The sequence below is a fragment of the Microbacterium sp. AC026 genome (genome assembly GCF_979258475.1).
Map to the genome: position 1 here is coordinate 260,823 of NZ_OZ409857.1, position 24,554 is coordinate 285,376.

Annotated in this window: 25 protein-coding genes, 1 other RNA gene and 2 pseudogenes; 22 read left to right on the forward strand and 6 right to left on the reverse strand. The window is 67.7% G+C overall.

The window, feature by feature from the left end:
* Positions 1-27: 27 nt before the first annotated feature.
* The 12 genes and pseudogenes from fliP (at position 28) to ACZZ93_RS01450 (ending at position 10,310) form a co-directional block, all read left to right on the forward strand.
* On the forward strand, positions 28-876 hold the full coding sequence (gene fliP, locus ACZZ93_RS01395) for a flagellar type III secretion system pore protein FliP (protein ID WP_285365412.1): 849 nt from the start codon (positions 28-30) through the stop codon (positions 874-876).
* Positions 873-1,148, forward strand: a complete 276-nt coding sequence (fliQ, locus tag ACZZ93_RS01400) for a flagellar biosynthesis protein FliQ (RefSeq protein ID WP_042541106.1) — start codon at positions 873-875, stop codon at positions 1,146-1,148. Before fliP ends, fliQ begins: the two co-directional genes overlap by 4 nt.
* Positions 1,148-1,909, forward strand: coding sequence for a flagellar biosynthetic protein FliR (locus ACZZ93_RS01405; protein ID WP_042541108.1), 762 nt, complete (start codon positions 1,148-1,150; stop codon positions 1,907-1,909). Before fliQ ends, ACZZ93_RS01405 begins: the two co-directional genes overlap by 1 nt.
* Positions 1,906-3,009, forward strand: coding sequence for an EscU/YscU/HrcU family type III secretion system export apparatus switch protein (locus ACZZ93_RS01410; protein WP_056278827.1), 1,104 nt, complete (start codon positions 1,906-1,908; stop codon positions 3,007-3,009). The genes ACZZ93_RS01405 and ACZZ93_RS01410 overlap by 4 nt, the downstream gene beginning before the upstream one ends.
* Before the next feature lie 52 nt (positions 3,010-3,061).
* Positions 3,062-5,127, forward strand: a pseudogene (locus tag ACZZ93_RS01415) (flagellar biosynthesis protein FlhA).
* Between the two features lie 89 nt (positions 5,128-5,216).
* A complete protein-coding gene (gene csrA, locus ACZZ93_RS01420; RefSeq protein WP_463496894.1) occupies positions 5,217-5,465 on the forward strand; it encodes a carbon storage regulator CsrA in 249 nt (82 codons plus the stop codon).
* 141 nt (positions 5,466-5,606) lie between these two features.
* A complete protein-coding gene (gene flgN, locus ACZZ93_RS01425) occupies positions 5,607-6,068 on the forward strand; it encodes a flagellar export chaperone FlgN (RefSeq protein WP_222839304.1) in 462 nt (153 codons plus the stop codon).
* A 7-nt stretch (positions 6,069-6,075) separates the two neighbouring features.
* A complete protein-coding gene (flgK, locus tag ACZZ93_RS01430; RefSeq protein ID WP_463510334.1) occupies positions 6,076-7,482 on the forward strand; it encodes a flagellar hook-associated protein FlgK in 1,407 nt (468 codons plus the stop codon).
* A 16-nt stretch (positions 7,483-7,498) separates the two neighbouring features.
* Positions 7,499-8,386, forward strand: a complete 888-nt coding sequence (gene flgL / locus ACZZ93_RS01435) for a flagellar hook-associated protein FlgL (protein ID WP_072591334.1) — start codon at positions 7,499-7,501, stop codon at positions 8,384-8,386.
* A complete protein-coding gene (locus ACZZ93_RS01440) occupies positions 8,383-8,781 on the forward strand; it encodes a flagellar assembly protein FliW (protein WP_463510335.1) in 399 nt (132 codons plus the stop codon). The genes flgL and ACZZ93_RS01440 overlap by 4 nt, the downstream gene beginning before the upstream one ends.
* Positions 8,782-9,021: 240 nt before the next feature.
* Positions 9,022-9,336, forward strand: a complete 315-nt coding sequence (locus tag ACZZ93_RS01445) for an HU family DNA-binding protein (RefSeq protein WP_053096320.1) — start codon at positions 9,022-9,024, stop codon at positions 9,334-9,336.
* Between the two features lie 170 nt (positions 9,337-9,506).
* Positions 9,507-10,310, forward strand: a complete 804-nt coding sequence (locus ACZZ93_RS01450) for a sigma-70 family RNA polymerase sigma factor (RefSeq protein WP_053096318.1) — start codon at positions 9,507-9,509, stop codon at positions 10,308-10,310.
* A gap of 33 nt (positions 10,311-10,343) precedes the next feature.
* Here the strand turns inward: ACZZ93_RS01450 and ACZZ93_RS01455 are convergent, their stop codons facing one another.
* The gene (locus ACZZ93_RS01455; protein ID WP_053096315.1) at positions 10,344-11,432 is read right to left on the reverse strand and encodes an AAA family ATPase; all 1,089 of its coding nucleotides are present in this window, start codon (positions 11,430-11,432) and stop codon (positions 10,344-10,346) included.
* A gap of 131 nt (positions 11,433-11,563) precedes the next feature.
* Here ACZZ93_RS01455 and ACZZ93_RS01460 point away from each other — a divergent pair, with 131 nt between their 5' ends.
* Entirely contained in the window at positions 11,564-11,938 is a 375-nt protein-coding gene (locus tag ACZZ93_RS01460) for a hypothetical protein (RefSeq protein WP_463510336.1), read from the forward strand.
* A 29-nt stretch (positions 11,939-11,967) separates the two neighbouring features.
* On the opposite strand, the gene ACZZ93_RS01465 is transcribed toward ACZZ93_RS01460, so the two are convergent.
* Positions 11,968-12,801 (reverse strand): zinc-ribbon domain-containing protein, encoded by an 834-nt coding sequence (locus ACZZ93_RS01465; protein WP_463510337.1) that lies wholly within the window; start codon positions 12,799-12,801, stop codon positions 11,968-11,970.
* 101 nt (positions 12,802-12,902) lie between these two features.
* Between ACZZ93_RS01465 and ACZZ93_RS01470 the strand changes: the two are divergent.
* Positions 12,903-13,792: pseudogene (locus ACZZ93_RS01470) on the forward strand (TIGR01777 family oxidoreductase).
* A gap of 27 nt (positions 13,793-13,819) precedes the next feature.
* Here ACZZ93_RS01470 and ACZZ93_RS01475 read toward each other — a convergent pair.
* Positions 13,820-14,584: an SDR family oxidoreductase gene (locus ACZZ93_RS01475; protein ID WP_463510338.1), complete on the reverse strand. Its 765-nt coding sequence runs from the start codon at positions 14,582-14,584 to the stop codon at positions 13,820-13,822.
* 45 nt (positions 14,585-14,629) lie between these two features.
* Here ACZZ93_RS01475 and ACZZ93_RS01480 point away from each other — a divergent pair, with 45 nt between their 5' ends.
* Complete coding sequence (locus ACZZ93_RS01480; RefSeq protein WP_463511715.1) at positions 14,630-15,520, forward strand: helix-turn-helix transcriptional regulator; 891 nt, start codon at positions 14,630-14,632, stop codon at positions 15,518-15,520.
* Between the two features lie 54 nt (positions 15,521-15,574).
* On the opposite strand, the gene ACZZ93_RS01485 is transcribed toward ACZZ93_RS01480, so the two are convergent.
* A complete protein-coding gene (locus tag ACZZ93_RS01485; RefSeq protein ID WP_463510339.1) occupies positions 15,575-16,414 on the reverse strand; it encodes an aldo/keto reductase in 840 nt (279 codons plus the stop codon).
* 22 nt (positions 16,415-16,436) lie between these two features.
* On the opposite strand from ACZZ93_RS01485, the gene ACZZ93_RS01490 reads away from it, so the two are divergent.
* The 5 genes from ACZZ93_RS01490 to ACZZ93_RS01510 all read left to right on the forward strand — a co-directional run bounded on the left by ACZZ93_RS01490 (position 16,437) and on the right by ACZZ93_RS01510 (position 20,321).
* A complete protein-coding gene (locus ACZZ93_RS01490) occupies positions 16,437-16,859 on the forward strand; it encodes a YchJ family protein (RefSeq protein ID WP_463510340.1) in 423 nt (140 codons plus the stop codon).
* A 34-nt stretch (positions 16,860-16,893) separates the two neighbouring features.
* Positions 16,894-17,625, forward strand: coding sequence for a zinc ribbon domain-containing protein (locus ACZZ93_RS01495; protein WP_463510341.1), 732 nt, complete (start codon positions 16,894-16,896; stop codon positions 17,623-17,625).
* Between the two features lie 25 nt (positions 17,626-17,650).
* A complete protein-coding gene (locus tag ACZZ93_RS01500; RefSeq protein ID WP_463510342.1) occupies positions 17,651-19,348 on the forward strand; it encodes a bifunctional 3'-5' exonuclease/DNA polymerase in 1,698 nt (565 codons plus the stop codon).
* Positions 19,349-19,378: 30 nt separating this feature from the next.
* Positions 19,379-19,735: RNase P RNA component class A (gene rnpB / locus ACZZ93_RS01505), an RNA gene on the forward strand.
* Between the two features lie 61 nt (positions 19,736-19,796).
* Complete coding sequence (locus ACZZ93_RS01510) at positions 19,797-20,321, forward strand: hypothetical protein (RefSeq protein WP_400341057.1); 525 nt, start codon at positions 19,797-19,799, stop codon at positions 20,319-20,321.
* Positions 20,322-20,517: 196 nt separating this feature from the next.
* On the opposite strand, the gene ACZZ93_RS01515 is transcribed toward ACZZ93_RS01510, so the two are convergent.
* Positions 20,518-22,005 carry an amino acid permease gene (locus ACZZ93_RS01515; protein WP_463510343.1) on the reverse strand — a complete coding sequence of 496 codons (1,488 nt, stop codon included), beginning with the start codon at positions 22,003-22,005 and terminating at the stop codon, positions 20,518-20,520.
* A gap of 178 nt (positions 22,006-22,183) precedes the next feature.
* On the reverse strand, positions 22,184-22,930 hold the full coding sequence (ppgK, locus tag ACZZ93_RS01520) for a polyphosphate--glucose phosphotransferase (RefSeq protein WP_053096292.1): 747 nt from the start codon (positions 22,928-22,930) through the stop codon (positions 22,184-22,186).
* 70 nt (positions 22,931-23,000) lie between these two features.
* On the opposite strand from ppgK, the gene ACZZ93_RS01525 reads away from it, so the two are divergent.
* The gene (locus tag ACZZ93_RS01525; protein WP_053096290.1) at positions 23,001-23,213 is read left to right on the forward strand and encodes a hypothetical protein; all 213 of its coding nucleotides are present in this window, start codon (positions 23,001-23,003) and stop codon (positions 23,211-23,213) included.
* A gap of 2 nt (positions 23,214-23,215) precedes the next feature.
* Positions 23,216-24,553 carry a type I glutamate--ammonia ligase gene (gene glnA, locus ACZZ93_RS01530; protein ID WP_042541155.1) on the forward strand — a complete coding sequence of 446 codons (1,338 nt, stop codon included), beginning with the start codon at positions 23,216-23,218 and terminating at the stop codon, positions 24,551-24,553.
* Position 24,554 lies beyond the last annotated feature (1 nt).

Genomic DNA, 24,554 nt, shown 5'->3' on the forward strand with positions numbered 1-24,554 from the left:
CACGCCACCCATCTTCGGAGTGCCGCCGTGCCCGCATCCGCCGCAGTCGCCGCGCCGACGTCTGCGCGCGCACCGCGACTGCCTCGCCGCGTGTGGGTGCTGCTCGCCGCGGTGCTCGTCGTCGTGACCGCACTCGTGCTGCTGCAGGCCACAGGGGCGCACGCAGCGGCGATGCACGTCCCGACTCAGGTCGGTGACGGCGAGGGCGACGGCGTGACGATCAACGGCATCAACGGGGCGCCGTCCGACAGCATCATGACGTTGCTGGGCATCACCGTGCTCAGCGTCGCTCCGGCGCTGCTGCTGATGATGTCGAGCTTCACCAAGATCTTCGTCGTGCTGGCCCTCACCCGGAACGCGCTCTCGCTGCCGTCGATCCCGCCGAACCAGGTGCTGGCCGGTCTCAGCCTGTTCCTGACGCTGTTCATCATGTGGCCGGTGCTCACCGACATCAACACCGTCGCCGTCGCGCCGTTCACCGACGGCCAGATCGACTTCGGCAGGGCGTTCGAGCTCGCCCAGGAGCCCCTGCGGCAGTGGATGCTCTCGTACACGCGCGAAGAGGACATCGCGCTGATGCATCGCGCAGCGCAGATGGAGAACCCCACCGACGCCGCGAGCATCCCGCTGCAGACGCTCGTCCCGGCCTTCATGATCAGCGAACTGCGCGCGGCGTTCCTGATCGGGTTCATCATCTTCGTGCCGTTCCTCGTCATCGACCTGGTGGTCGCGAGCGCACTCATGTCGATGGGCATGATGATGCTGCCGCCCGTCATGATCTCGTTGCCGTTCAAGATCCTCCTGTTCCTGCTCATCGACGGATGGGGCATGGTCATCACCGCGCTCGTCCAGTCCTACAACGGGGGTGGCGGGTGAACCCCGAAGCGGTCATCGACATCGGTCAGGCGGCGCTCATCGTCGGTGCGAAGCTCTGCGCGCCCCTGCTCATCACCGCCCTGGTGGTGGGCTTCGCGATCTCGCTGCTGCAGTCCATCACCCAGGTGCAGGAGATGACGATCTCGTTCGTGCCGAAGCTCGTCGCCGTCGGCATCGCGCTCCTCGTCACGGGGCACTGGATGATCGCCGAGATGATCGCGTTCACGAACGAGATGTTCGCGCGGATACCGTCGCTGCTGAACGGCGGCTGATGAACATCCCGATCGATTTCACCTGGCTGGAGGCGACCTCGCTCGCCTGCGTGCGGATCACGGCATTCCTGGTGCTCGCCCCGCCGTTCAGTCACGGCACGATCCCGATGCGGATCCGCGCGATGCTCGGCGTCGGTCTCGCTCTCGCCGTGTCGCCGGTCGTGACCGCAGGATATGAGCGCCTCGACACCGGGGCCTTCATGCTCGCACTGGCAGGGCAGGCCCTCACGGGGGCGCTCCTCGGCTTCCTCGTGATGGTGCTCTTCAGCGCGATCCAGGGCGCCGGCCACCTCGTCGACACCTTCGGCGGGTTCCAGCTGGCTCAGGCCTTCGATCCCGGCATGGCGATCAACGGCGCACAGTTCACCCGACTGTTCCAGATGACCGCGATCATGCTGCTGTTCGCCTCCGACGGATACCAGCTCGTGCTCGGCGGTCTGTTCCGATCGTTCGACGCGGTGCCGGTCACCGGCATGATCGATCTCGCCAAGCCCGCTGAGGCGCTCGTCGGCGCTGCGGGACAGATGATGCTCAGCGCGGTGCAGATCGCGGGACCGCTGCTCATCGTGCTCTTCCTCGCCGACGTCGGACTCGGTCTGGTCAGCCGCGTCGCACCCGCCCTGAACGCCTTCGCGATGGGCTTCCCGATCAAGATCGGTCTCACCCTCCTGCTCGTCGGATTCGTCTACGCGGCGCTCCCGAGCGTGGTCGCCGTGATCGCCGAGGAGGCTGCGCGACTGCTCCTGGGGGTGACCCGATGAGCGAGACCGACACCGGCGAACGCACCGAGAAGGCGACCGAGCGTCGCCTGAAGGAAGCGCGGAAGAAGGGCCAGATCGGCCGCAGCCAGGACTTCACGGCCTGGGTCTGCATCGCCGCCGCGGCCGTCATGATGGTGCCGACGATCGCCTCGGGCACGCAGGTGGTCACCGAGCTCTTCCTCGCCGTGACGCCCGTCGCGATGAACCCCACCGACGGCGCCGCCATGGATGTGCTGAGCTCGGCCATCACCTCGCTCGGGGGCATCCTGCTTCCGATGCTGGTGGTGGTGCTGCTCGCCACCACGGCCACCGCGGTCGCGCAGGGCGGCATCCACCTGCGCGGGGTGACCATGCGCACCGAGCAGTTCAACATCGTGTCGGGCGTCAAGCGCGTCTTCGGCCGGCAGGCGCTCTGGGAGGGCGCCAAGGCGCTGCTGAAGACCGTGGCCATCGGGCTCGCACTGTGGATCGTCGTCTCGGGTCTCGTCCCGGTACTGATGGCCAGCGGCAGCCACAACATCACCTGGCTGCTCGAGCAGGCGGCCGGGGGAGCGGTCGCGCTGCTGCAGGTCGCCGTGGCGGTGGGCATCCTGCTCGCAGCGATCGACGTGGCGGTGGTCATGCGGCGCAACCGCAAGCACACGCACATGACGAAGAACGAAGCCAAGGACGAGCACAAGAAGACCGAGGGCGACCCGCTCGTGCGCTCCCAGCGCCGCTCGCGGCAGCTCGCCATGAGCCGCAACAGGATGATCGCCGCGGTGGGCGACAGCGACGTCGTGCTCGTGAACCCCACGCACGTGGCGGTGGCGCTGCGCTACGAGCCGGGCAAGTCGGCGCCACGGGTCGTGGCGAAGGGCGCGGGGATCGTCGCGCAGAAGATCCGCGAGAAGGCGGAGGAGAACGGCGTGCCGATGATCAGGGACATCCCTCTCGCACGCGCGCTGCACTCGGCCTGCGAGATCGGGCGGGAGATCCCCGAAGAGCTCTACACCGCGGTCGCCCAGGTGCTCGCCTTCATCGAGCACCTCAAACGTCGAGGCTCGGCCAGGGGAACGCACACGATGCCCTTCGCCAGCACCAGGGACCGCGGCCTGTGAGTCCGGCCGCGAGCACATCAGAACGAGCAGAGAGAATCAGAAGGCGAGACGCATGATCGGTCAGCTGTTGTCCAAGGGGGCTGTTCCCGTCGGTGTGGTGGGGATCATCCTCCTGCTCATCGTGCCCATCCCGACCGGTCTGCTCGACGTGCTCATCGTCCTGAACATCTCGTTCGCGCTGCTGATCCTCCTGACCGCGATGTTCGTGAAGAAGCCTTTGGACTTCTCGGTGTTCCCGAGTCTGCTGCTCGTCGCGACCCTCTTCCGGCTCGGCCTCAACGTCGCGTCGACCCGCCTCGTGCTCAGCGAGGCCCACGCGGGTCAGGTGATCCAGGCGTTCGGTCAGATCACCATCAGCGGCTCACTCGTGATCGGTGCCGTGATCTTCCTCATCCTCACCGTCATCCAGTTCGTCGTGGTCACGAAGGGCGCCGAGCGCGTCGCCGAGGTGGGCGCGCGCTTCACGCTCGACGCCATGCCGGGCAAGCAGATGGCGATCGACGCCGACCTGAACGCCGGTCTGATCACGGATGACGAGGCGCGCAGGCGACGCGCAGAGGTCGCCGCGGAGGCGGACTTCTACGGTGCGATGGACGGTGCGTCGAAGTTCGTCAAGGGAGATGCGATCGCGGGCATCGTGATCGTGGTCATCAACTTCGTCGGCGGCATCATCATCGGCATGGTGCAGCACGGCATGGACGTGGGCGAGGCGCTCGAGACGTACAGCATCCTCACCATCGGCGACGGGCTGGTGACCCAGATCCCCGCACTGCTCATGGCGGTGTCGACCGGCATGATCGTCACGCGTGAGAACGCGGAGGCCGAGATGGGTCAGGCCGCCGGCCGTCAGCTCATGCAGTCCCGCAACGCCCTGGTGATCACCGGACTCGCCGCCATCGCCATGGGGTTCATCCCCGGGATGCCGCTCGTGATCTTCCTGGCGATCGGAGCGGTCCTGCTGTTCGCGGCATCCCGCGTGAAGGCGAACGAGGACCGCGATGCCGCACGTGAGGCGGATGCCCTGCAGCAGGAGGCCGTCGAGGCCGGCACCGAGGGCCCGGAGGACCTCATGGACCGGATGCGCGTGCACGCCCTCGAGATCTCGCTGTCTCCCGACATCGTCGATCTCGCCTCAGGGGAGCGGGAGATCTGCTCACCCGGGTGAAGTCCCTCCGCCGCAAGCTCGCCCTCGACATCGGCATCCTCATGCCGCCGGTGCGCACGCGGGACAACATCGAGCTGCCCGCGCAGACGTACTCGATCCTCATCGCCGGGGTCGAGGCCGGACGCGGGTCGGTTCCTCGGGGCCACGTTCTCGCGATCGGCACGGGACTCGAGCAGCTTCCGGGCACGGCCGTGGTCGACCCGGTGTTCGGTCTCGAGGGCAAGTGGGTGCCCGCCGAGATGTCGCACGCCGCCGACATGGCCGGCGCGACGGTGATCGATCGGGCGAGCGTCATCATCACCCACCTCTCCGACATCGTGCAGAGCCAGGCCGACCGCCTGCTCTCCCTCGAAGACGTCCGTCAGCTGACCGAGCACTTGAAGCAGTCCAGCCCTGCGACGGTCGAGGAACTCACCCCGGCCGTGCTGTCGCTCGCCGCGATCCAGCGCGTGCTGGCGGGGCTCCTCTCCGAGCGGGTGCCGATCAACGACCTGGCGCGCATCTACGAGGCGCTCGCGCTCCGAGGCAAGACGTCGACGGAGACGGCGGGTCTCATCGACGCGGCCAGGGCGGCGCTCGGGCCGGCGATCGCCTCGCGCTTCGCCGAGGACGGACGCATCCGGGTCGTCATGTTCGAGCCGATCCTCGAGCAGCAGATGCTCGAGGGCATGCGCGTCGTCGACGGTCACCCGCAGATCGTGCTGACGCCGGAGGCGACGATGCAGGTGCTCGAGAACGTGCGTCGCACTGTCGCCGAACTCGACCAGGTCGGTCCGGAGCCCGTTCTGGTCTGCGCGCCGTCACTGCGACAGGCGGTGCGTCGGATGGTGTCATCGCAGGTCAGCGGCCTTCCGGTGCTCTCCTACGACGAGGCTGCGGCGGGCGGTCTCGCGACCGACGTGGTCGGCGTCGTCCGCATGACGCAGTCGGCTCTTCCCAGCGGCGCGTTGTAGCGTTCGATTCTGCTCATTTATGAGTTGAGTGCGATACGTTTGTGAGCAGAGGGCGCACCGGCGCTCACGCCATGGAAGGCAGACGACGCATGCTGGTACTGACGAGACGCGCCAACGAGAGCATCGTGATCGGCGACGACATCACCGTCACGATCCTCGCCGTGACGCCGAGCGGTGTCCGTGTCGGCATCGACGCCCCTCGCGACAAGCGCATCAACCGCGCTGAGATCGTCATCGCCGTGAGCGATGCGAATCAGGAGGCCGTGCAGACCTCCTCCGGCGACTCCGCCGAATCGCTCATTCTCGGCGCCCTGGGCAGAACCACCCCTGCTCCATGATCGGACGCTCGGAGTGTCATCTCCGAGACTCCGAGTTACTGCGTCGAGCGTTGTCGCGATAGTCGTTCATGTGACGGGCGATCCCGTCATGGAAACCGCGACATGACGAGGTGACGAATCGTGGCCGCTCACGACCTGAGCATGCAACTGATGCGAGAGCGCGATCTGCTGGAGGTGCTGCTGTTCAAGCTCGACGAGCAGCAGATGCTGCTCGCGACCGGACGCAACCGGTGGATCCACCATGCGGCGAACGAGATCGAGCGGGTCCTCGCGGCCATGCCGACCGTCGCACTGTCGCGCGACACGCTGGTCATCGCGGTGGCTGACGAGTGGGGCGTGCCCGAGGCGACGACGCTCCGCGATCTGATCGAGGCTGCGCCGACCGACGCGTGGCGCGAGATCCTGTCGGGTCATCTCGAGGCCATGACCACTCTGGCCGACGAGATCGGCGACATGAAGAAGGTCAACGAGCAGCGTCTGCGCACGGCGATCCGGGTGACGCAGGAGACGATCGCCGGCCTCGGGGTGCCGACCGGCGAATACGACACGCACGGCGACGTCGTCCGCGGCGCGGACGCCCGACTTCTCGACACCAGGGTCTGAGGTAACCATGTCTTCCTTCGCAGGGCTCCGCCTCGCAGAATCCGCGCTCTCGGCCGCACGCGCGGGGATGACCGTCACGGGTCAGAACATCGCCAACCAGACGACTCCGGGCTACACGCGCCAGCGGGTGGAGCAGACCTCGCTCTCGGCGCCGGGGCAGACGGGGCTCTGGCCATCCGGCATCGCCATCGGCGGGGGAGTGGGCGTGACCGGGATCGCGAGGCTCGGCGACGACATCCTCGATGCCCGTGTGCGCGACGCGCTGTCGACCTCCGGCTTCTGGTCGGCTCGTGCGACGGCAGCGAGCCGCGCAGAGGACGTGCTGGCCGAACCCACGAAGGACGGTCTCGCCGCGAACCTCAACAGGTTCTGGTCGGGCTGGTCCGACCTCGCCAACACGCCGGATCCGGCAGCGGCGCAGGTCGTGCTCTCGAATGCCGACGTGCTCATCGGACAGATCGCGGAGGGCTACCAGACCATTGCGGGGCAGTGGAACGACCTGCGCAGTCAGGTCGACGGTCAGCTCGCCGACGTCAACGCCGCTGCGAGCCAGGTGGCCACTCTCAACGGACAGATCAGGGAGGCGCTGCAATCGGGGCGCAACGCCAACGAGCTCATGGACCAGCGCAGCGTCCTCGCCCAGCAGCTCTCGTCGGCCGTCGGTGCGAAGGGCATCGTCGAGCCGGACGGCACACTGACTCTTCGCGTCGACGGCAATGCGCTCGTGTCGGGCGACAGCAGCCGAGCGCTCGTCGCGAGCGGACCGCGTGACATCGCGGACGCAGGTCGGATCACCGTCTCATGGGCGGATCGACCGAACCTCGCGGTGCCGATCACGGGTGGCGTCGTCGGCGGCACGATCAGCGCTCTGGCCCCCGCGTCCGACGGGGGGACGCTCGCCGGTGTCGCGGTCGCCTACAACGAGACGGCGACCGCGCTCGCGACCGCCGTGAACGATGTGCACCGCACCGGCGTCACCTCGTCGGGAGCGGCCGGAGGCGACTTCTTCGCGCTCGACGGTTCGGGTCCGGCGGCGCTGGGACTCCGTGTCGTCCCGACGGGACTCGATCAGCTGGCACTGGCAGCGCCGGGTGCGGGCGCGAAGGACACCACCATCGCCGACCGCATCAGTGCGCTGGGGACATCTGCGGCGGGGCCCAGCAAGACGTGGTCGACGTTCGTCACCGGCTTCGCAGTCGCCGTCGCCGGGGATCTGCAGCGCGCGGACATCGCCGATATGGGCGCGGTCGCGGCGGTCACCGCGCAGCAGTCGAACGCCTCGGTGGACGGCGATGAGGAGACGATCAACCTCCTGACCTACCAGACCGCATACCAGGCGGCGGCTCGCGTTCTGACGGCCGTCGACGAGGCACTGGATCTGTTGATCAACCGCACCGGCCTCGTCGGCCGCTGACTCTGGGGAGAGTGAAATGATCGGTCGAATCACGACCAGCACCATGACGCAGCAGTCGCTGCGCACACTGCAGACCAACCTCGCGGATCGCGCACGGCTGCAGGATCAGGCCGCGTCGCAGCGCGCCTTCCGCTCGCCGAGCGACGATCCGGCCGCCGCGGCCACGGCGCTCGGTGTGCACGGTGATCAGGCGCGCGTCGCTCAGTTCGCCCGCAACCTCAGCGACGGGATGGCGTGGGTGACCACGGTCGACACCGCTCTCGGCGCGAGCGCCGATCTGCTCAACCGCGCGCGTGATCTCACCGCACAGGGAGCGAACTCGGGCGCGCTGAGCCCGACCGCTCGCGAGTCGATCGCCCAGGAGCTCGAGTCGATCAGCGCAGAGCTGCTCGCCAAGGCGAACACGAGGGTGCTCGGCCGCAGCGTCTTCGCGGGAACGAGCGATGCGGGAGCCGCGTTCGATCCCACCACCTTCAGCTTCAACGGCGGCGCGGGCGACGGCGTGCATCGCCGCATCAGCGAGAACGAGACCGTGCGCGTGGACTTCGACGGCGCTCAGGCGTTCGGCGAAGGGGCCGACAGCGCCTTCGCCCTGCTGAACGACATCGCGGCGGAACTGCGCAGCGGTGCCGAGGTCGGCTCGCGTCTCGGCGACATCGATGCGCGGCTGAAGGACGTCACCGCGGCTCGCGGATCCACGGGCGCTCGTCAGGTGCAGATCGAGCGGGCGTCGGCGCAGAATCTCTCCTCGTCGATCGACCTCGAAGCGCGCCGTGCCGAGGTCGAGAACGTCGACAGTCTCGAGGTACTCGTGCACCTGCAGTCGGCCGAGCTCGTGTTCCAATCCGCCCTGCAGGTGACGGCCCGCTCGCTGCAGACCAATCTGATGGAGTTCCTGCGATGAGCGCACCCACTGACCGGACGACGGCGACGGTCGACGTCGAGTTCGCTTCGCCGATGCCCGGACTCGCTCCGCACACGTCTTTCACCCTCGAGCAGATCGACGGAGCGGAGGGCCTGCACGCGCTGCGCGCGACGGATACCGACGTCCGCCTGTTCCTCCTCGACCCGCGATCCGGGGACTACGGCTACGAGCCGAGCATCCCCGCGGACGTGCGGTCCGAGATCGGCGCCGCCGACGAGTCGGAGATTCGGGTGTTCGTCGTGGCGAACCCCTCTGCCGACGGCGTGTACATCAACCTGCGTGCGCCGATCCTGATCCACACCGGATCCGGCCGTGCCGCACAGGCGATCCTCGAGGATCAGCGCTACCCGATCCGCGCCCTGCTGGGTGCCTGAGCAGGGCGTGACGTTCGACGGCTCTTTCGACAGGTGGACTCCCGGCAGGGGGAAAATTCCGAGATTCACCGCATATACCAAGGAAGAGCATCTATCCTCTAAGAGCACAGGCTGGGGTACTGGCGGGATCCCGGCGTCGTCGCAGGAGATCGGGACCTGGGGCACGTCATGGATGCGGTTGGTAGGGGTACAGCGCACGACGCTCGGTGACGAGCGACATTCCATGGGACGGAAGACGACATGAGCACATCAAGGACGCTCGAGACGAATCGGGTGAGCAAGCGGGAGTTCGTGCAGAGATTCGCACGACGCGGTGGCATCTCGGTTCAGGCCGCACAGACGGCGTACAACGCGATGATCGACGAGCTCCTCGACCTCGTGGGCCGCGGGAACACGGTCACACTCACCAACTTCGGCAAGTTCTATCCGCAGACGCACAAGGGGCACCGGGTGCAGTTCGCGAAGGACGACGGAGACGCCGAGGTCAACGACTACACCGTGCTGAAGTTCTCCGCGACGCGCGAGGTGAACCGCCGCGTCAAGGTGAACGATTAGTCATCGTTATCTGAACGTAAACGAGAATCCCCGGGGGTTTTGGCCTCCGGGGATATTTCTTGCCCGTCGCACCCCTAGTCTGTAGTCAGATGTAGTTCTGGCCACTGGGGAGAGGCCGCGCTGTGAGTCGCTGGGGAGGGCTTGCACTTACAGTGAAAGAGGCGAATCCGATGCCTATGCGTGCCCGCAACCAGCTCGTGGTCGATCACCTGCACATCGTCGGTGCGGCGACGGCATATGTGGCGTCTCGACTCACGCATGTCTCCCGTGACGACCTCGCCTCTGCCGGTGCGTTCGCGCTGGTCCGCGCCGCCGAGAAGTTCGACGCGACCCTCGGCGTGCCCTTCGGCGCGTTCGCTCGAGGACGCGTCAACTGGGCGCTGAAAGACGAGCTGCGGTCGATGGACTGGGCGCCTCGAGATGTTCGGGTGCGAGCCAAGCAGACGACGAAGGTCCGACAGACACTCACGGCCGCCCTGGGTCGCACGCCCACTGTGGCGGAGATCGCAGCAGCCATGGGCGTCGACACCGCCGTCGCGCGCGAAGGGCTCGCCGACGCCGAGCGTCTGCTGACGAGTCTCGATGCGCCGGACGCGCCGGAGATCGTGTGGACCGGCTACCTGCCCGAGGAGCTCGCGATCGCCTCCGAGCGCGACGAGTTCCTGCGGCGCGCCGTCGACGCGCTGCCCGAGCGCAAGCGGGCGATCATCACGGCGATCTATTTCGAGGACCGCACGGTCAAGGATCTCGCGGAGCAGCTCGGCGTCTCCCACGCCGCCGTCTCGCAGCAGCGTGCGGAAGCGGTGCGCATGCTTCGAGATGCGCTGGATCGGCACTACGCCGACACCCCTCAGCGTGAGGCAGCACCGGCAGCGCGGTCCTCCGCGTCGGCGCTGGACGCGTACTTCGAGCGCCTCGCGGCCGGCGGTCAGCGGTTCACGCGCGCGATACTGTCGCACGCGGTCGGCGTCTGATCCGTCGCGCGCACGCGCGTGGCCGCAGGGCCGTCAGAGACCGAAGCCGTAGCTGGGCTGACCCACCAGGATGAGACTGACCGTCGTCGGGTAGACCTCGGGCTCTTCATCCTCATCATCGAGCAGCTCGAGCTTGTGGATCGGCACGAAGATGCCGCCGTCCGGCTCGAAGATGAGATCCTTCGGCACGAACGAGGCGAAGATCGACCGTGTCGCGTGGCGCAGCTCGAACGTGCGACCGACGTCGCCGCGCTCGAAGAGGTTCATCTCGACCTCATCCGACCACACTTTGCCGTCGGGGAAGCGAGCCTCGATGCGATAGGTGCTCGGTTCGACCGCCTTGATGTTGAGATCCTCCACGACGTCCGCGAACAGTGCGTCCGGCTGCTCGAGTTCGAAGGCGATGGCGCGGAGGTGGTCGTAGTTGAGGCGAGCGCGACGCGAGAACAGTGCGACGTTCTCGATCTCGTCCGGGTCCGCGTGGGGGGCCTGATCGATGAGGTACTGGCGCACCTCGTCGGGACCGGGGTACTCGAATCGCATGTGGTAGTGGAACCGGCCGGGGCGGTTGACGATGTACGTGCTGACGTCGCTGATGTCGTTCACCGTGAGGCAGTAGATGCGCTTCACGGACGAGAGGCCGTCGAACAGGGACAGGAACTGGTTCTGTCGATTGCCTCCCTCTGCGCCCCCGCGGCGGCCAGCGGGGAAGATCTTCTCGAACTCGTCGAAGATGATCAGACACTCGTCGAGGGTGTCCAGGAACTCCACGATGCCGTCGTTGTCCTCTGAGACGATCACGACGGGCAGGCACTGCTCGAGGGCCTCCTCGGCGACCATGCGAAGGAACAGCGTCTTGCCGATCCCCTTGTCGCCGGAGAGCATCACGCCCAGGCTGCGGTCCGAGAGGGCGTAGGACCGGAAGATCTTGTCGACCTTCCTGTCTCGGCCGCCGTAGACGCGCTCGGTGCCGACGGTGAGGTCGTCGATCTTGATCAGGCTGAAGCCCTCTTTCGAGGTGAAGTGCACCCGATAGGTGCCGAGAGGGAACTCATGATGCGTGCGGACGGCGTCGTCGTAGACGCGGACGTGTCCGCCCGTCTCGATGTAGGTGCTGGTCAAGATCCTTCTCCTTCGCTCCCCGTGTTGATATATCGGTTGAGATCGGACTGCCGTAAGGCGTTCGGCGAGATATTTTCGCAGTACCCTGAGCGGACAGCGGGCGTGGGGACGCCCGGGTCAGGGGAACCGCTATGGGGACGAACGCAGGCGAGCAGCCGATCGCGGGGTCGATCGTCATCGTGGTCGAGGCCGCGCCGCAGGGGCTGCTGCAGTACACGCTGGATCCTGACGAACGTCAGCCCGAATGGCAGGTGATCCTCATCGCCCATGACGATGCCGTGATGGGCGCCGCGACGACACCGGAGCAGACGGCGGAGCTGCTGGTGCGCGGCAGCGTCGAGTGCATCAAGCAGAGCATCCCGAGCCTCGAGGTCGGCGGACTCACCATGCGGCCGGAGCTCGGGCCGAACGACAACGCCCAGATCGTCGCCGCCGGCGAGGCCATCTTCCTGCAGTCCGAGTGGGATGCGGTCGTGAAGCAGGCGGGCGATCTCCCCGAGGTCTGACTGCGAGCGTGCCGCTCCCGACGGCACCGTCAGTCCGGCGTCAGGAACGCGTCGACGATCAGCGCCCCGCGGATCTCGCGAAGCTCGTCGATGATGCGATCGATTCCCCGCGCGGTCACCGAAGGCATCTGCAGATCGTGGGGTCCCAGTGGTTCGAGCCGTCCGGTGCGAACCCGGATGACCTCCCAGCCGGCGGAGCGCAGCGCGCGATCCTTGCGGAGATCGGTCTGCTCGCGGGTGCCGACATGCTCGAGTCCGTGGCGCCCGACCGTGTCGTACTCGATCGCGACACGGAGCTCCGGCAGCAGGATGTCCGGCCACACCTCGGTATGGCGGAAGAACGGGCGAGAGACTTTGATCGCGTTGACACCGGTCGTGACGGAGATGCGGGCGGCGAGCATCGCGCGGAGTCTGGCCTCGGCGGCGGATGCCGGTGCCGGGGCGCAGACGCTGGAGAAGGCTTCGCCGGAGGGGAGATCGGGCGTCTTGCTGCAGAGGGTGAGCGGGCGTTTCGGCCGCCGGGGTATCGCGCGGGCTTCGCCCAGCACGACCGGCTGGGGCCTGGCGAGCGTCGAGCATTCCGGGCACCACGCCGACTGGCGGCGCACCCGACCGGGGCGTTCGCGCTGCTCAGCGGGGGTGGCGGCGAAACGATGGCCCACTCGGCATTCCCAGCACAACAGCACATCGGCCGCCAACGGCACCTGCGAGAGGGCGATGCCGTGATTGAGTTCGGGGTGGTACTGGCGGATCAGTTCGGGGTAGGCGGCCCACTGCGAACGATAGGTGCCGATCTCGTAGGGCACCTCCCGTCCTCGCGAGAACTGGCGTCTCGCCCACCACGACTGCACGGGTTCGGTCACGTCGGGCAACCTACCGGGCGCTCCGGACATCGCCAGGAGGGGCTGGACGTGACAGACTCGCGGAGAGCAATGAGTCCGATGAACGGACAGAGGGAGTCGTCATGCCGCAGCGGATCGTGATCAGTGGCGCATCGGGCCTGATCGGCACGGCGCTCGCCTCGTCGCTGCGGTCGGACGGTGTGGAGGTGACGACCCTCGTGCGTCGCCCTCCGCGTGATCCCTCCGAGGTGCAGTGGATGCCGGGGGAGCGCGAGCTCGACCCCGATGTGCTGGCGGGCGCTGTCGCCGTGGTCGCGCTGGGTGGTGCGAGCGTCGGGCGTCTGCCTTGGACGCGACGGTATCGCCGCGAACTCGTCGAGTCCCGACTGACGGGCACCCGCACGCTCGCGACGGCGGTGCGCACCCTGCGAGACGATGCTCCGGCGTTCGTGTCGGCATCCGCTGTCGGCTACTACGGCTCGGCGCCGGGCGAGGTGCTGACCGAGGCGTCGCTCGCGGGCGACACGTTCCTGGCGCAGCTGTGCGTCCGATGGGAGCAGGAGGCGCTGCGCGCGGGGAGCAGACGACGGTCGCGCTGCTGCGCACCGCTCCGATCATCCATCGCAAGGGTGTGCTGAAGCCGCTCATCCAGCTCACTCGCTTCGGGGTCGCCGGTCCGATCGGGCCCGGCACCCAGATCTGGCCATGGATCTCTCTCGACGATGAGGTGCGCGGCATCCGACACGTGATCGACCAGCGCCTCGAGGGGCCCGTCAACTTCACCGGGCCGACACGTGCCTCGGCGAACGACATCGGTCGCGCCCTCGCGAAGAGGATGCGCCGACCGTTCTGGATCCCGGCTCCCGCCTGGGCCCTCCGGCTCGCGCTGAGTCGGTCGGCCGCCGATTCGCTGCTGCTCTCCGATGCGGACGTCAGACCCGGGGCGCTCGAAGGCTCGGGCTTCGAGTTTCGGCACACGACAGCCCAGCAGGCCGTCGACGCCGCGCTGTGATCGGGCGACGACGACTGCCGTGCAGGCTCAGTGCCCGTGCGGGTCGCGCCGATTGAGTGTCTCGACCACCTGCGCATAGTCTCCCCGTGCTTCGCCGTAGCGCAGGAACTTCACGTTCTCGACCTGGATCTCGGTCGCATCCGGCTGGGTCTTGATCAGGTCGACGACCTCGCTGACGAACTCGTCGAGCGGCATCGCGAACTCGCTGGTCTCCTGCCCCGGCATGAGCGAGGTGCGGACGGAGGGCGGTTCGAGCTCGAGCACGCTCACACTCGTGTCGGCGAGCTGCAGACGCAGAGATTCGCTGAGCATGTGGATGGCCGATTTGGTCGCGTTGTAGGTGGGCGTCACGCGGAGCGGCGCGAAGGCCAGACCGGACGACACGGTCATGATCGTCGCGTCCGGCATGGTGCGCAGGTGCTCGATGAAGGCCGCGATCAGCCGGATCGGACCCAGGAGGTTGGTGGTGACGGTGGCCTCGGCGTCGTCGAGGAACCCTTCGGGCGACGTCCAGTCCTCGACCCGCATGATCCCGGCCATCGGGATGACCACGTTGAGCGAGGGGTGAGCGGCCATGACCGTCTGCGCGGCCGCGCGGATGCTGTCGGCGTCCGTCGTGTCGATCCGGACGGTGTGGATGCCCGGGTTCGCCGCGGCGATCTCGTCGAGCAGCTCGGCGCGACGCCCGCCCACGATCACGGTGTTGCCCCGATCGCTGAGCCGCAGAGCGAGGGCGAGGCCGATACCGCTCGTGGCACCGGGGATGAAGATGGTGTTTCCGCTGATGTTCATACGTCCACTCTTCGTGCTCTCGCCCAGGCCCTCCAGAGATGGCGCATCCAGGGATCGGGCGTCCCTGGATGCGCGAGGCAGAGCACGAGATACTGCAGAGGTGGACAGAGAAGCACTGGCCGAGTTCCTCGTGCGTCGCAGGGAGCAGCTGAAGCCGTCCGACGTCGGCCTCGGTGCGGGGGCGCGTCGACGCACCCCGGGCTTCGACGCGAGGAGGTCGCGCAGCTCGCCGCCATGTCGACCGACTACTACGCGCGGCTCGAGCAGCAGCGCGGGCCGCAGCCCAGCGTGCAGATCCTCGGCTCGCTCGCACGGGCGCTGCGTCTGACCCCCGACGAGCGTGACTACCTGCATCGGGTCTGCGGACACAGCGCACCGGACCGCACGATCTTCACCGACTACGTGCATCCGGGGATGCTCCGCGTGCTCGACCGGCTTCACGACACGCCCGCATTCGTCGTCTCCGCGCTCGACGAGGTGCTGATCCAGAATGACGCAGCACGCGCTCTGCTCGGCGACGCGAGCGGTCTGGAGGGGATCGAGCGCAGTGGGATCTACCGCTGGTTCGCGCACCCGGACGACGAGCGCCGGCGGTACCCGGAGGAGGATCATCCGCGTCACAGTCGTGTGCTCGTGGCCTCCCTCCGATCCGCCTATGGCGCCCTGGGCGAGCGGTCTCGCGCCGGCGAGATCGTCCGCGAGCTCGCGTCGCTCAGCCCGGAGTTCGCACAGCTGTGGGAGGTGCACGAGGTCAGGCGGCGCTTCGAAGACCACAAGGTCCTGATCCATCCCGAGATCGGTCCGATCGAGGTCGACTGCCAGGCGCTTTTCACCGAGGACGAATCCCAGGCGCTCATCGTCCTGACAGCGGCGCCGGGCAGCGACGCCGAGAGCAAGCTCGAGCTGCTCAGAGTGCTCGGGACGCAGCGCGTCTGAGAGCCGTGACGCGCCGTCGTCCGAGGCTCTACGACCGAGACGCCTCAGGAGGCCTCAGGACTCCTCGTGCGATGCGGGATCCGCGTCGAACAGTCGCCCATCGGGGCGTCCGAGCGCCGTGATCGCCTCGACCTCCGCATCCGACAGCACCATCGCTCCGGCCGCGAGGTTCGACACCTGATGCTCGAGCGACGACGCCTTCGGGATCGCGACGGTCTCGCGTGCCACATGCCAGGCGAGCACGGTCTGCGCGGGGGAGATCCCATGGGCGGCAGCCACCTCGCCGATCACCCTCTCCTCGATGAGTTGCTTCGCCCGACTGAGAGGACTCCATGCTTCGGTGAGGATGCCGTGCTCCCGGTGGTAGGCGAGCTGATCGGTCTGCGGGAAGTACGGGTGCACCTCGATCTGGTTCACGACGGGCCTGACCCCGGTCTCCCGCTCGATGCGCTCGAGGTGCTCCGGCAGGAAGTTCGAGACGCCGATCTGCCTCACGACGCCGCGCTGCTGAGCGTCGACAAGCGCCTCCCAGGCCTGCACGTACTCGTCCTGCTGCGGGTTCGGCCAGTGGATCAGATGCAGATCGATCGCGTCGACCCCGAGCCGCGACCGGCTCTCCTCGATGCTCGTCCGCGCCTTCGCGCGCGGGTGATGGCGTCCGGGGAGCTTGGTCGTGACGATGAGCTCTGCGGCGTCCACGTCGGATGCGCGCACGCCGCGACCGACTGACCCCTCGTTCTCGTAGTTGAAGGCCGAGTCGATCAGGCGGTATCCGGCCCCGATCGCCGTGGTGACCGCATCCGCACCCGCGTCGCCGTCGAGCGCGTATGTTCCGAGTCCGAGAGCCGGAAGAGCGAAGCCGTTGTGTGCCGTGAAGTGAGGAAGAGCCGTCATGGCGCCAGCGTACGCTGGAGCGATGAGCGTGGTGCAGAGGATGGCGTCGGATGACGGTGTCCCCGATAATGCCGAGCGGTGTCCCTGTGGCTCCGGAGATCTCTTCGGCGGATGCTGCGGCCCGCTGCTCGGCGGCGCCGCTGCGCCGACGGCCGAACGCCTGATGCGCTCCCGGTTCACGGCGTTCGCGATCGGGGATGCCGCGTACCTCCTGGCGTCCTGGCATGCGTCGACCCGTCCGACCGACCTCGACCTCGACCTCGACGTGGTGTGGCGGCGGCTCGTGATCATCGATCGGGTCGACGGCGGACCCTTCGACCGAGAGGGCGTGGTCGAGTTCGAGGCGTTCTGGCGGCAGGATGCCGAGCGCGGTTCGCTGCGTGAACGGAGCCGCTTCGTGCGGGAGGAGCGCAGCTGGCTGTACCTCGACGGACAGGTCGGGTGATGGACGGGGCTGGGCAGCGACTAGATTTGAGAGCGTGAACGCCAGCCCAGAACACCAGCGCATCCTGCTCGACGTCGCCGACCTGGACCGGCGCATCGCGCAGGCTGAGCGCGCGCGCACCAAGCCGCCGCAGGCCGCTCGCATCGCCGAGCTCGTCGCCATCCGTCAGGAGCAGCTCCGAGAGCTGACGACTCTGACGGGTGTGCGCGATGACGTTCGCACCGAGCTCACGCGTCTCGAAGCCGATGTGAAGCTCGTCGAACAGCGTCGCGCCCGTGACGCCGATCGACTTGCCACGGCGACGAACTCGAAGGAGGCGCAGGCTCTCGAGCACGAGATCGCCAGTCTCGCCAAGCGCCAGAGCGATCTCGAGGATATCGAGCTCGACGTCATGGGGCGCGTGGAGGACGCAGACGCGGTGGTCGCCGCTCAGCAGGCACTGCTCGGGACGACCACCGCGGAGGGCACCGCGCTCACCGCTCAGGCCAAGGCCGACGTCGCCACTGCGACCGATCTGATCGCGCAGTTGACTCGCGACCGTGAGGCGGTCACGGCGACCCTTCCGGCGCCGCTCCTCGCCGAGTACACGCGTCGCGCTGCGAACAGTGCCGGTGCGGCGCTGCTCACCCGCGGAACGTGCGAGGGATGTCGGATCCTGCTCCCCGGCACCGACCTGAACGACATCCGCAATGCGGCAGACGACCTCGTGGTGTCCTGCCCCGAGTGCGGGTGCATCCTGGTGCGCACCGAGGAATCCGGGCTGTGATCCGCGCGCCGCGAGCGCGACGGCGGTGAGCTCGCGGCTCCAGACCGAACGTCGGATCGCCCTGGTCAAGGGCGCGACCGGCGCATACATCGCCGTGGAGCTCGACTCGGACGATGTCGAGGTCGCGCGCACAGAACTCTCTCCGACCGAGATGCCGGTGTGGGTGGCCGAGCAGGAACGCGTCGATCCGCCCCGGTGGGTGATCCGCAGCGCCCGGGAGATCTACCCCGTGCTGCTCGCCTCGGGTGTTCTTCTCGGCCGATCGCACGATCTGGTGCTCTGCCACGCGATCCTCCGCGACACCGACACCGTCGCTCGTCCGCTCGCACCGTCCGCATCGTGGGTGCGACGCGAACCCGTCGACGACGCACCGGCATTGTTCGAGGTCGCCGAGCACAGCGATTCGCACGACCCCGTGGCGGATGCGCTCGATCAGTACCGCGAGCAGCGCCGAGTCCTGCGCGACAGCAAGGACGGGCGGCTGACCCTGCTCACGTCGGCCGAGTCGGCGGGTGGCCTCATCGCCGAGGAGATGCGCGCTGCCGGCCTGCCGTGGAACGAGTCCGTGCACGACGGCATCCTCACCGAGATCCTGGGCACTCGACCGATCGCGGGTGGCCTTCCCAGCCGCATGGTGGCTCAGGGCGAGAGGGTGCGCTCGATCCTCAGCGACCCCACGCTCAACCTCGAGAGCCAGCCGAAGCTGCTGCGCGCTCTGCACCGCGTCGGCGTGCAGGTCGAGTCGACGAGCCGGTGGGAGCTCGCCCAGCACAGCCACGCCGTGGTCGAACCGCTCCTGGCCTACAAGAAGCTGTCTCGGCTGCTGAGCGCGAACGGGTGGGCCTGGCTCGCCGAGTGGGTGCACGACGGCCGGTTCCGACCGATCTACATCACGGGCGGCGTCGTGACGGGACGATGGGCATCGGCGGGTGGCGGCGCCCTCCAGCTGCCGCGCAATCTGCGCGCCGCCGTGCGCGCTGACGACGGATGGACGCTCGTCGTCGCGGATGTCGCCCAGCTCGAGCCGCGGATGCTGGCCGGCATGGCCGGTGACCGCGCGATGGCCCGGGCGGCCCAGGGCAAGGACCTCTATGAGGGTGTCGTCGAGTCCGGCGCGGTCGCCACGCGAGAGGAGGCCAAGTACGCCGTCCTCGGGGCGATGTACGGCGCGACCACTGGTGACAGCGGCAGGTTGGTCCCTCGATTGCGCAAGGTGTACCCGCGCGCGATGGCCCTCGTCGACCGCGCCGCCCGTTTCGGAGAGGACGGGGGAGTCGTCTCGACGTGGTTGGGACGATCGTCTCCTCGCCCGTCGACGGAGTCGGAGGCGATGCAGGCTGCGGCTACGGGCGCGGATGCCGACCCTGCCGAGGTCGCCCTCGCCCGGCGTCGGGCCCGCGACTGGGGCCGCTTCACGCGCAACTTCGTGGTGCAGGGGACCGCGGCCGAGTGGTCGTTGATCTGGCTGGCGGAGATCAGGCATCGCCTGCAACTGCTCCCCGTCGCGGAGCGCGAAGCGCCGGCATCCGGGATCTTCGGCTCCCGTGCACACCTGGCCTTCTTCCTGCACGACGAGGTGATCCTGCATGTCCCGCAGGAGCAGGCGGATGCTGCGGCCGACGCGGTGCGCGAGGCCGCGGCTGTGGCCACCCGCCGCCTCTTCGGCAACTTCCCGATCGACGTGCCGCTCGATCTCCGCATCGCGGAGTCGGCGGAGAAGTAGCGCAGCCTGGTCGTAGACTGGAGCTGTGAATGGGTCGACTGGACGGCCGCGTGGCGGGCAACCGCACCGAGGAACGTCCGGGCTCCTCAGGGCAGGACGGTGGGTAACGCCCACCCGGAGCAATCCGCGAGAAAGTGCCACAGAGAGCAGACCGCCCCGCAAGGGGTAAGGGTGAAAGGGTGGTGTAAGAGACCACCGGGGGCCATGGTGACATGGCCCGCCAGGTAAACCTCGTCCGGAGCAAGGTCAGACAGAGGATGTTGACGCGGCTCGCCGAGTCCTCGGGTAGACCGCTAGAGTGCCACGGCAACGTGTCGCCGAGAGAGATGGCCGTCGAAGGGGCGAAGAACCCCGGAACAGAACCCGGCGTACAGGTCGGCCCATTCGCACCCACCTCCTGAGCAGGGCCGCGCTGGCTTCCTGGCCGGATGCTCGATAGCGTTCGGGCATGTCGAACCGTCCTGCCGCCACGGCGCTCCTCGCGGCTCTGTCACTCGCAGCGCTCAGCGGGTGCACCGCCACGATGCCTGAGGTCGCAGCGACCACGGCAGCCGTTCAGCCCGCGGCTGTGCCGACGCCGAGCGACACGCCCGCGCCGACACCGACCCCACCCGCAGAGGCGAGTCGCTGCACGGTGCTGTCGATGATCTCGATCCCGGGATACAGCGAGGGAGACGAGGAACCCACCTTCTACGCGACATGGAACGGTGTCGCACCGGTGGACAACGGCGAGACCGACTTCGCTCGCGGCACGGTCACGCATACGTCAGACGGGCTCATCTCGACTTACACGGTCGCGGCGGGGGATGCGCCATCCGCCGTGAGGGAGCGGCTGTGCACGGACGTCTATGCGGCGATGACTTACAGCCGTCTGGGTTCGATGCTGTACCCCGGCGATGTGCTCACGCTGGGACCGGGAGCCATGGAGCCGCTCGTGACGGAGCCGTTCGTGAGCGAGCCGCAGCGTCAGTGAGAGCGGGGAGCGTGGCGATCGCAGTTGCATTGCCGAGCAAGTCTTTTGCTTAGCTAGTTATCTTGATATGTTGTGCGCGTGACCGCGACTTCTGGGTCACCTGCCAGTAGGTCCCCAGCATGCTGGCGAGCGCCCCGCGAATTCCCCAGGTTCCCCGGGGCGCTCTTTTCTCTCGCTCACAGCATCGGAGCGGTCGTCACGCCAGACGGTCCTGCCCCGGCTGATCCTTTCGGGGCGTGGAATCTTCGAGCTTCCTGCGCGCGAGGTTACGTCGCACCAGCGGCCAGAACAGCACGAGCACGCCGGTGGCGACGAGGCTCGTCCAGACCTGGGTGCGACCCGCTTCGCTGAACATCATCACGACGATCACCGCGGCGATGCACGCGATCAGGAGCACGTTCAGCCAGGGGTGCAGCCACATCTTGAGTTTCAGGTTCGCTACCTCTTCCGGCGTCATCTTCTGGCGGAGTCGCCACTGTGTGACGGCGATGAAGACGTACACGAACAGTGCGACCAGGCCCGCGGAGTTCATGATGAAGTCGAAGATGCCCGATCCCGGGGTGAAGAAGTTCACTAGCGTCGCGATCAGGCCGCCGCTGGTCGAGGCGAGCAGCGCCATCACCGGGACGCCGCTCTCCGACCGCTTCGCCACGATCTTCGGCGCGAAGCCCTGCTCGGCGAGGGCCGCGAACATGCGCGACGCCGAGTACAGGCCCGAGTTGAGCACCGAGATCACCGCCGTGAAGATGACGAGCTGCATGATGATGCTCGCGCCCGGGATGCCGAACTGCTCGAGGGCGTAGGTGAAGGGCGCGTTGGCGACGTCGGTCGGCACAGGCAGTTCATTCCAGGGCACCACGGTGACGATGATGAGCACCGAGCCGACGAAGAACAGCAGGATGCGCCAGATGATCGTGCTCGTCGCCTGGCGGATGCCCTTGGCGGGATCCTCCGATTCGGCGGAGGCCATGACGGCGATCTCGGTGCCGAAGTACGAGAAGATCACCAGGGCCACACCGGTGAACGCAACGCCGAAGCCGTTCGGGGCGAATCCGCCGTGTTCCCAGAGGTTGGAGATCGACACCTCCGAGTTCGGCCACAGGCCGAAGGCGAACAGCAGACCGGCGCCGAGGAAGACGACGATCGCGAGCACCTTGACGCTGGCGAGCCAGAACTCCACCTCGCCGAACGCGCGCACCGAGATGATGTTCGTGCCGACGAAGATGCCGATGAGGATCAGCGACCAGGCCCACGACGGCACGGCGGGGAACCAGCTCGCCATCGTCTCGCCGCCCAGCACCGCCTCATAGGCGAGGACACCGACCCAGAAGTACCAGTACAGCCATCCCACGAGGTAGGCGGCCCAGTTGCCGAGGCCCACTCGCGCATATTCCATGAACGAGCCGATCGCCGGGCGCGACGCCGCCATCTCGCCCAGCATGCGCATGGCGAGGAAGACGAGCAGGCCGCCGATGAGGTACGACAGCACGGCGGCCGGACCCACGGCGCGGATGACGTTCCCGGATCCGACGAACAGGCTCGCGCCGATGATGCCGCCGAGGGTGATCATGGTGACGTGACGCGACCGCAGCTTCTTCGCCTGTGGTCTGTCGACGGGCACCATCCCGGCTGTCGTCTCCGGCGATACCGGCCGGTCCCACGATGATTCGGATGGTTCGTTCATCTCGACGCTGCCTTTCGTTGCCGTCCGGCCTCACCGTCGAGGCGCAGACGGGCGGGGTGCTATGGTGTCACGTCGCCGGGCCGCCGTGCGGGTGATCCGGTGGGACGCGCCGCAATCCCGGACGGGACGAAGGCCCCGCCGGATCGGCGGGGCCTTCGTCGTCTCTGTGGTCGGGGAATCAGTCGCCGGCGAGCGAAGCCGCGCCGATGATGCCGGAGTTGTTGCGGTGGATCGCCGGGACGATCGGTGTCTTGAGGTCGAGAAGCGGGAGGAAGTCACCGGCGTTCTTCGACACTCCGCCGCCGACCACGAACAGGTCGGGGCTGAAGAGGAACTCGATGTGCGAGTAGAACTTCTGCAGACGTTCCGCCCACTCCGCCCAGCTGAGTCCCTCGCGCTCGCGCGCCGAGGTGGCTGCATACGTCTCGACCGACTCGTACTCGCCGAAGTTCAGGTGGCCGAGCTCGGTGTTCGGCAGCAGGACTCCGTCGTACAGGAATGCCGAGCCGATGCCCGTGCCGAGGGTCGTGAGCAGCGTGAAGCCGCGCACATCCCGCGCCGCGCCGTGGCGGGCCTCCGCGACGCCGGCGGCATCCGCATCGTTGACGAAGACGATGTTGCGCCCGAGCCCGTCGCGGAAGAACCGCTCGGCGTCGAAGTCGATCCATTCCTTCGAGACGTTGGCGGCCGAGAGCGTCTTGCCGCGCTTGACGATCGCCGGGAACGCCACGCCGAGGGGAAGAGTCGTGTCCTTGACGTCGAGCGTCTTCAGAACCGTCTGCACGGCCTGCAGGACGTCCTGCGGTGATGCGCCCTCAGGAGTGGGTACGCGTACCCTGTCCGAGGCCATGGTGCCGTGCTCGAGGTCGACCAGACCTGCCTTGATACCCGTGCCGCCGATGTCGACGCCGATCGCTTTTGCCATGCTGGTTAGCTTAGCGACCACGCTCAGCGCCAGTAGGATCGATGACACCACGTGAAGAAGGGGATCGGCCATGTCGAACGGCGATGAGAAGTACTGGTACAACCTGGAGACCGGCCAGGTGGAATTCGGCATGATCTCCGCATCGGCCGACCGCGTCGGCCCCTTCGACACCGAGGCTGAGGCGTCTCGGGCTCCGGAGAAGCTCAAGGAGCGTTCGCGCGCCTGGGCTGAGGAGGAAGCAGCCGAGAGCGGCTGGGACGCCGGTATCGGCAAGGCCGAGTGACCGTGGACAAGCAGAGGGATTTCGTCCTCCGGACGATCGAAGAGCGCGGCGTCAAGTTCGTCCGCCTGTGGTTCACCGATGTGATCGGCACGCTCAAGTCCGTCGCCATCGCGCCGGCCGAGGTCGAGGGCGCGTTCGCCGAGGGCATCGGATTCGACGGCTCGGCCATCGAGGGACTGACCCGCAGCTACGAGTCCGACCTGCTCGCCCAGCCCGACCCCACCACCTTCCAGACCCTGCCGTGGCGCGGCGAGATCGACCCGACGGCGCGCATGTTCTGCGACATCACGACGCCGGACGGCCGTCCTGCCGTCTCCGACCCCCGCCATGTGCTCAAGCGCACGCTCGCCAAGGCGGCGGATGCCGGATTCACGTTCTACACGCACCCCGAGATCGAGTTCTACCTCCTCAAGTCGTCGTCGTTCGGCCCTGAGGGTCCGGTTCCGGTCGACTCCGCCGGCTACTTCGACAACGTTCCCGGCGGCACGGCACACGACTTCCGCCGCCGTTCCGTGCGGATGCTCGAGGATCTCGGCATCTCCGTCGAGTTCAGCCACCACGAGGGCGGCCCGGGTCAGAACGAGATCGACCTGCGCTACGCGGACGCGCTGACGATGGCCGATAACGTCATGACCTTCCGCACCGTCATCAAAGAGGTCGCGATCGAGCAGGGCGTCTACGCCACCTTCATGCCGAAGCCGCTGAGCGGTCACCCCGGAAGCGGCATGCACACCCACATGTCGCTCTTCGAGGGCGAGCGCAACGCGTTCTATGAAGAGGGCGCCAAGTACCAGCTCTCCAAGACCGGACGACACTTCATCGCCGGCCTGCTGCGTCACGCCAACGAGATGGCGGCGGTGACCAACCAGTTCGTGAACTCCTACAAGCGGCTCTGGGGCGGCGACGAAGCTCCGAGCTTCGTCACCTGGGGCCACAACAACCGCTCCGCTCTGGTGCGCGTGCCGATGTACAAGCCCAACAAGGGCGGTTCGTCGCGTGTTGAGTACCGCGCGCTCGACTCGGCAGCCAACCCGTATCTCGCGTACGCCCTCATGCTCGCGGCCGGCCTCAAGGGCATCGAGGAGGAGTACGAGCTGCCTCCCGAGGCCGAGGACAACGTGTGGTCGCTCAGCGACGCAGAGCGCCGCGCGCTCGGCTATTCTGCGCTTCCGGCGAGCCTCGACCACGCGCTCGAGTACATGGAGAGCTCCGAGCTCGTCGCCGAGACCCTCGGCGAATCGGTCTTCAACTACGTGCTGCTCAACAAGCGCAAGGAATGGGAGGCCTACCGCGGCCAGGTCACTCCGCTGGAGCTGAAGAACAACCTCGAGCTGCTCTGAG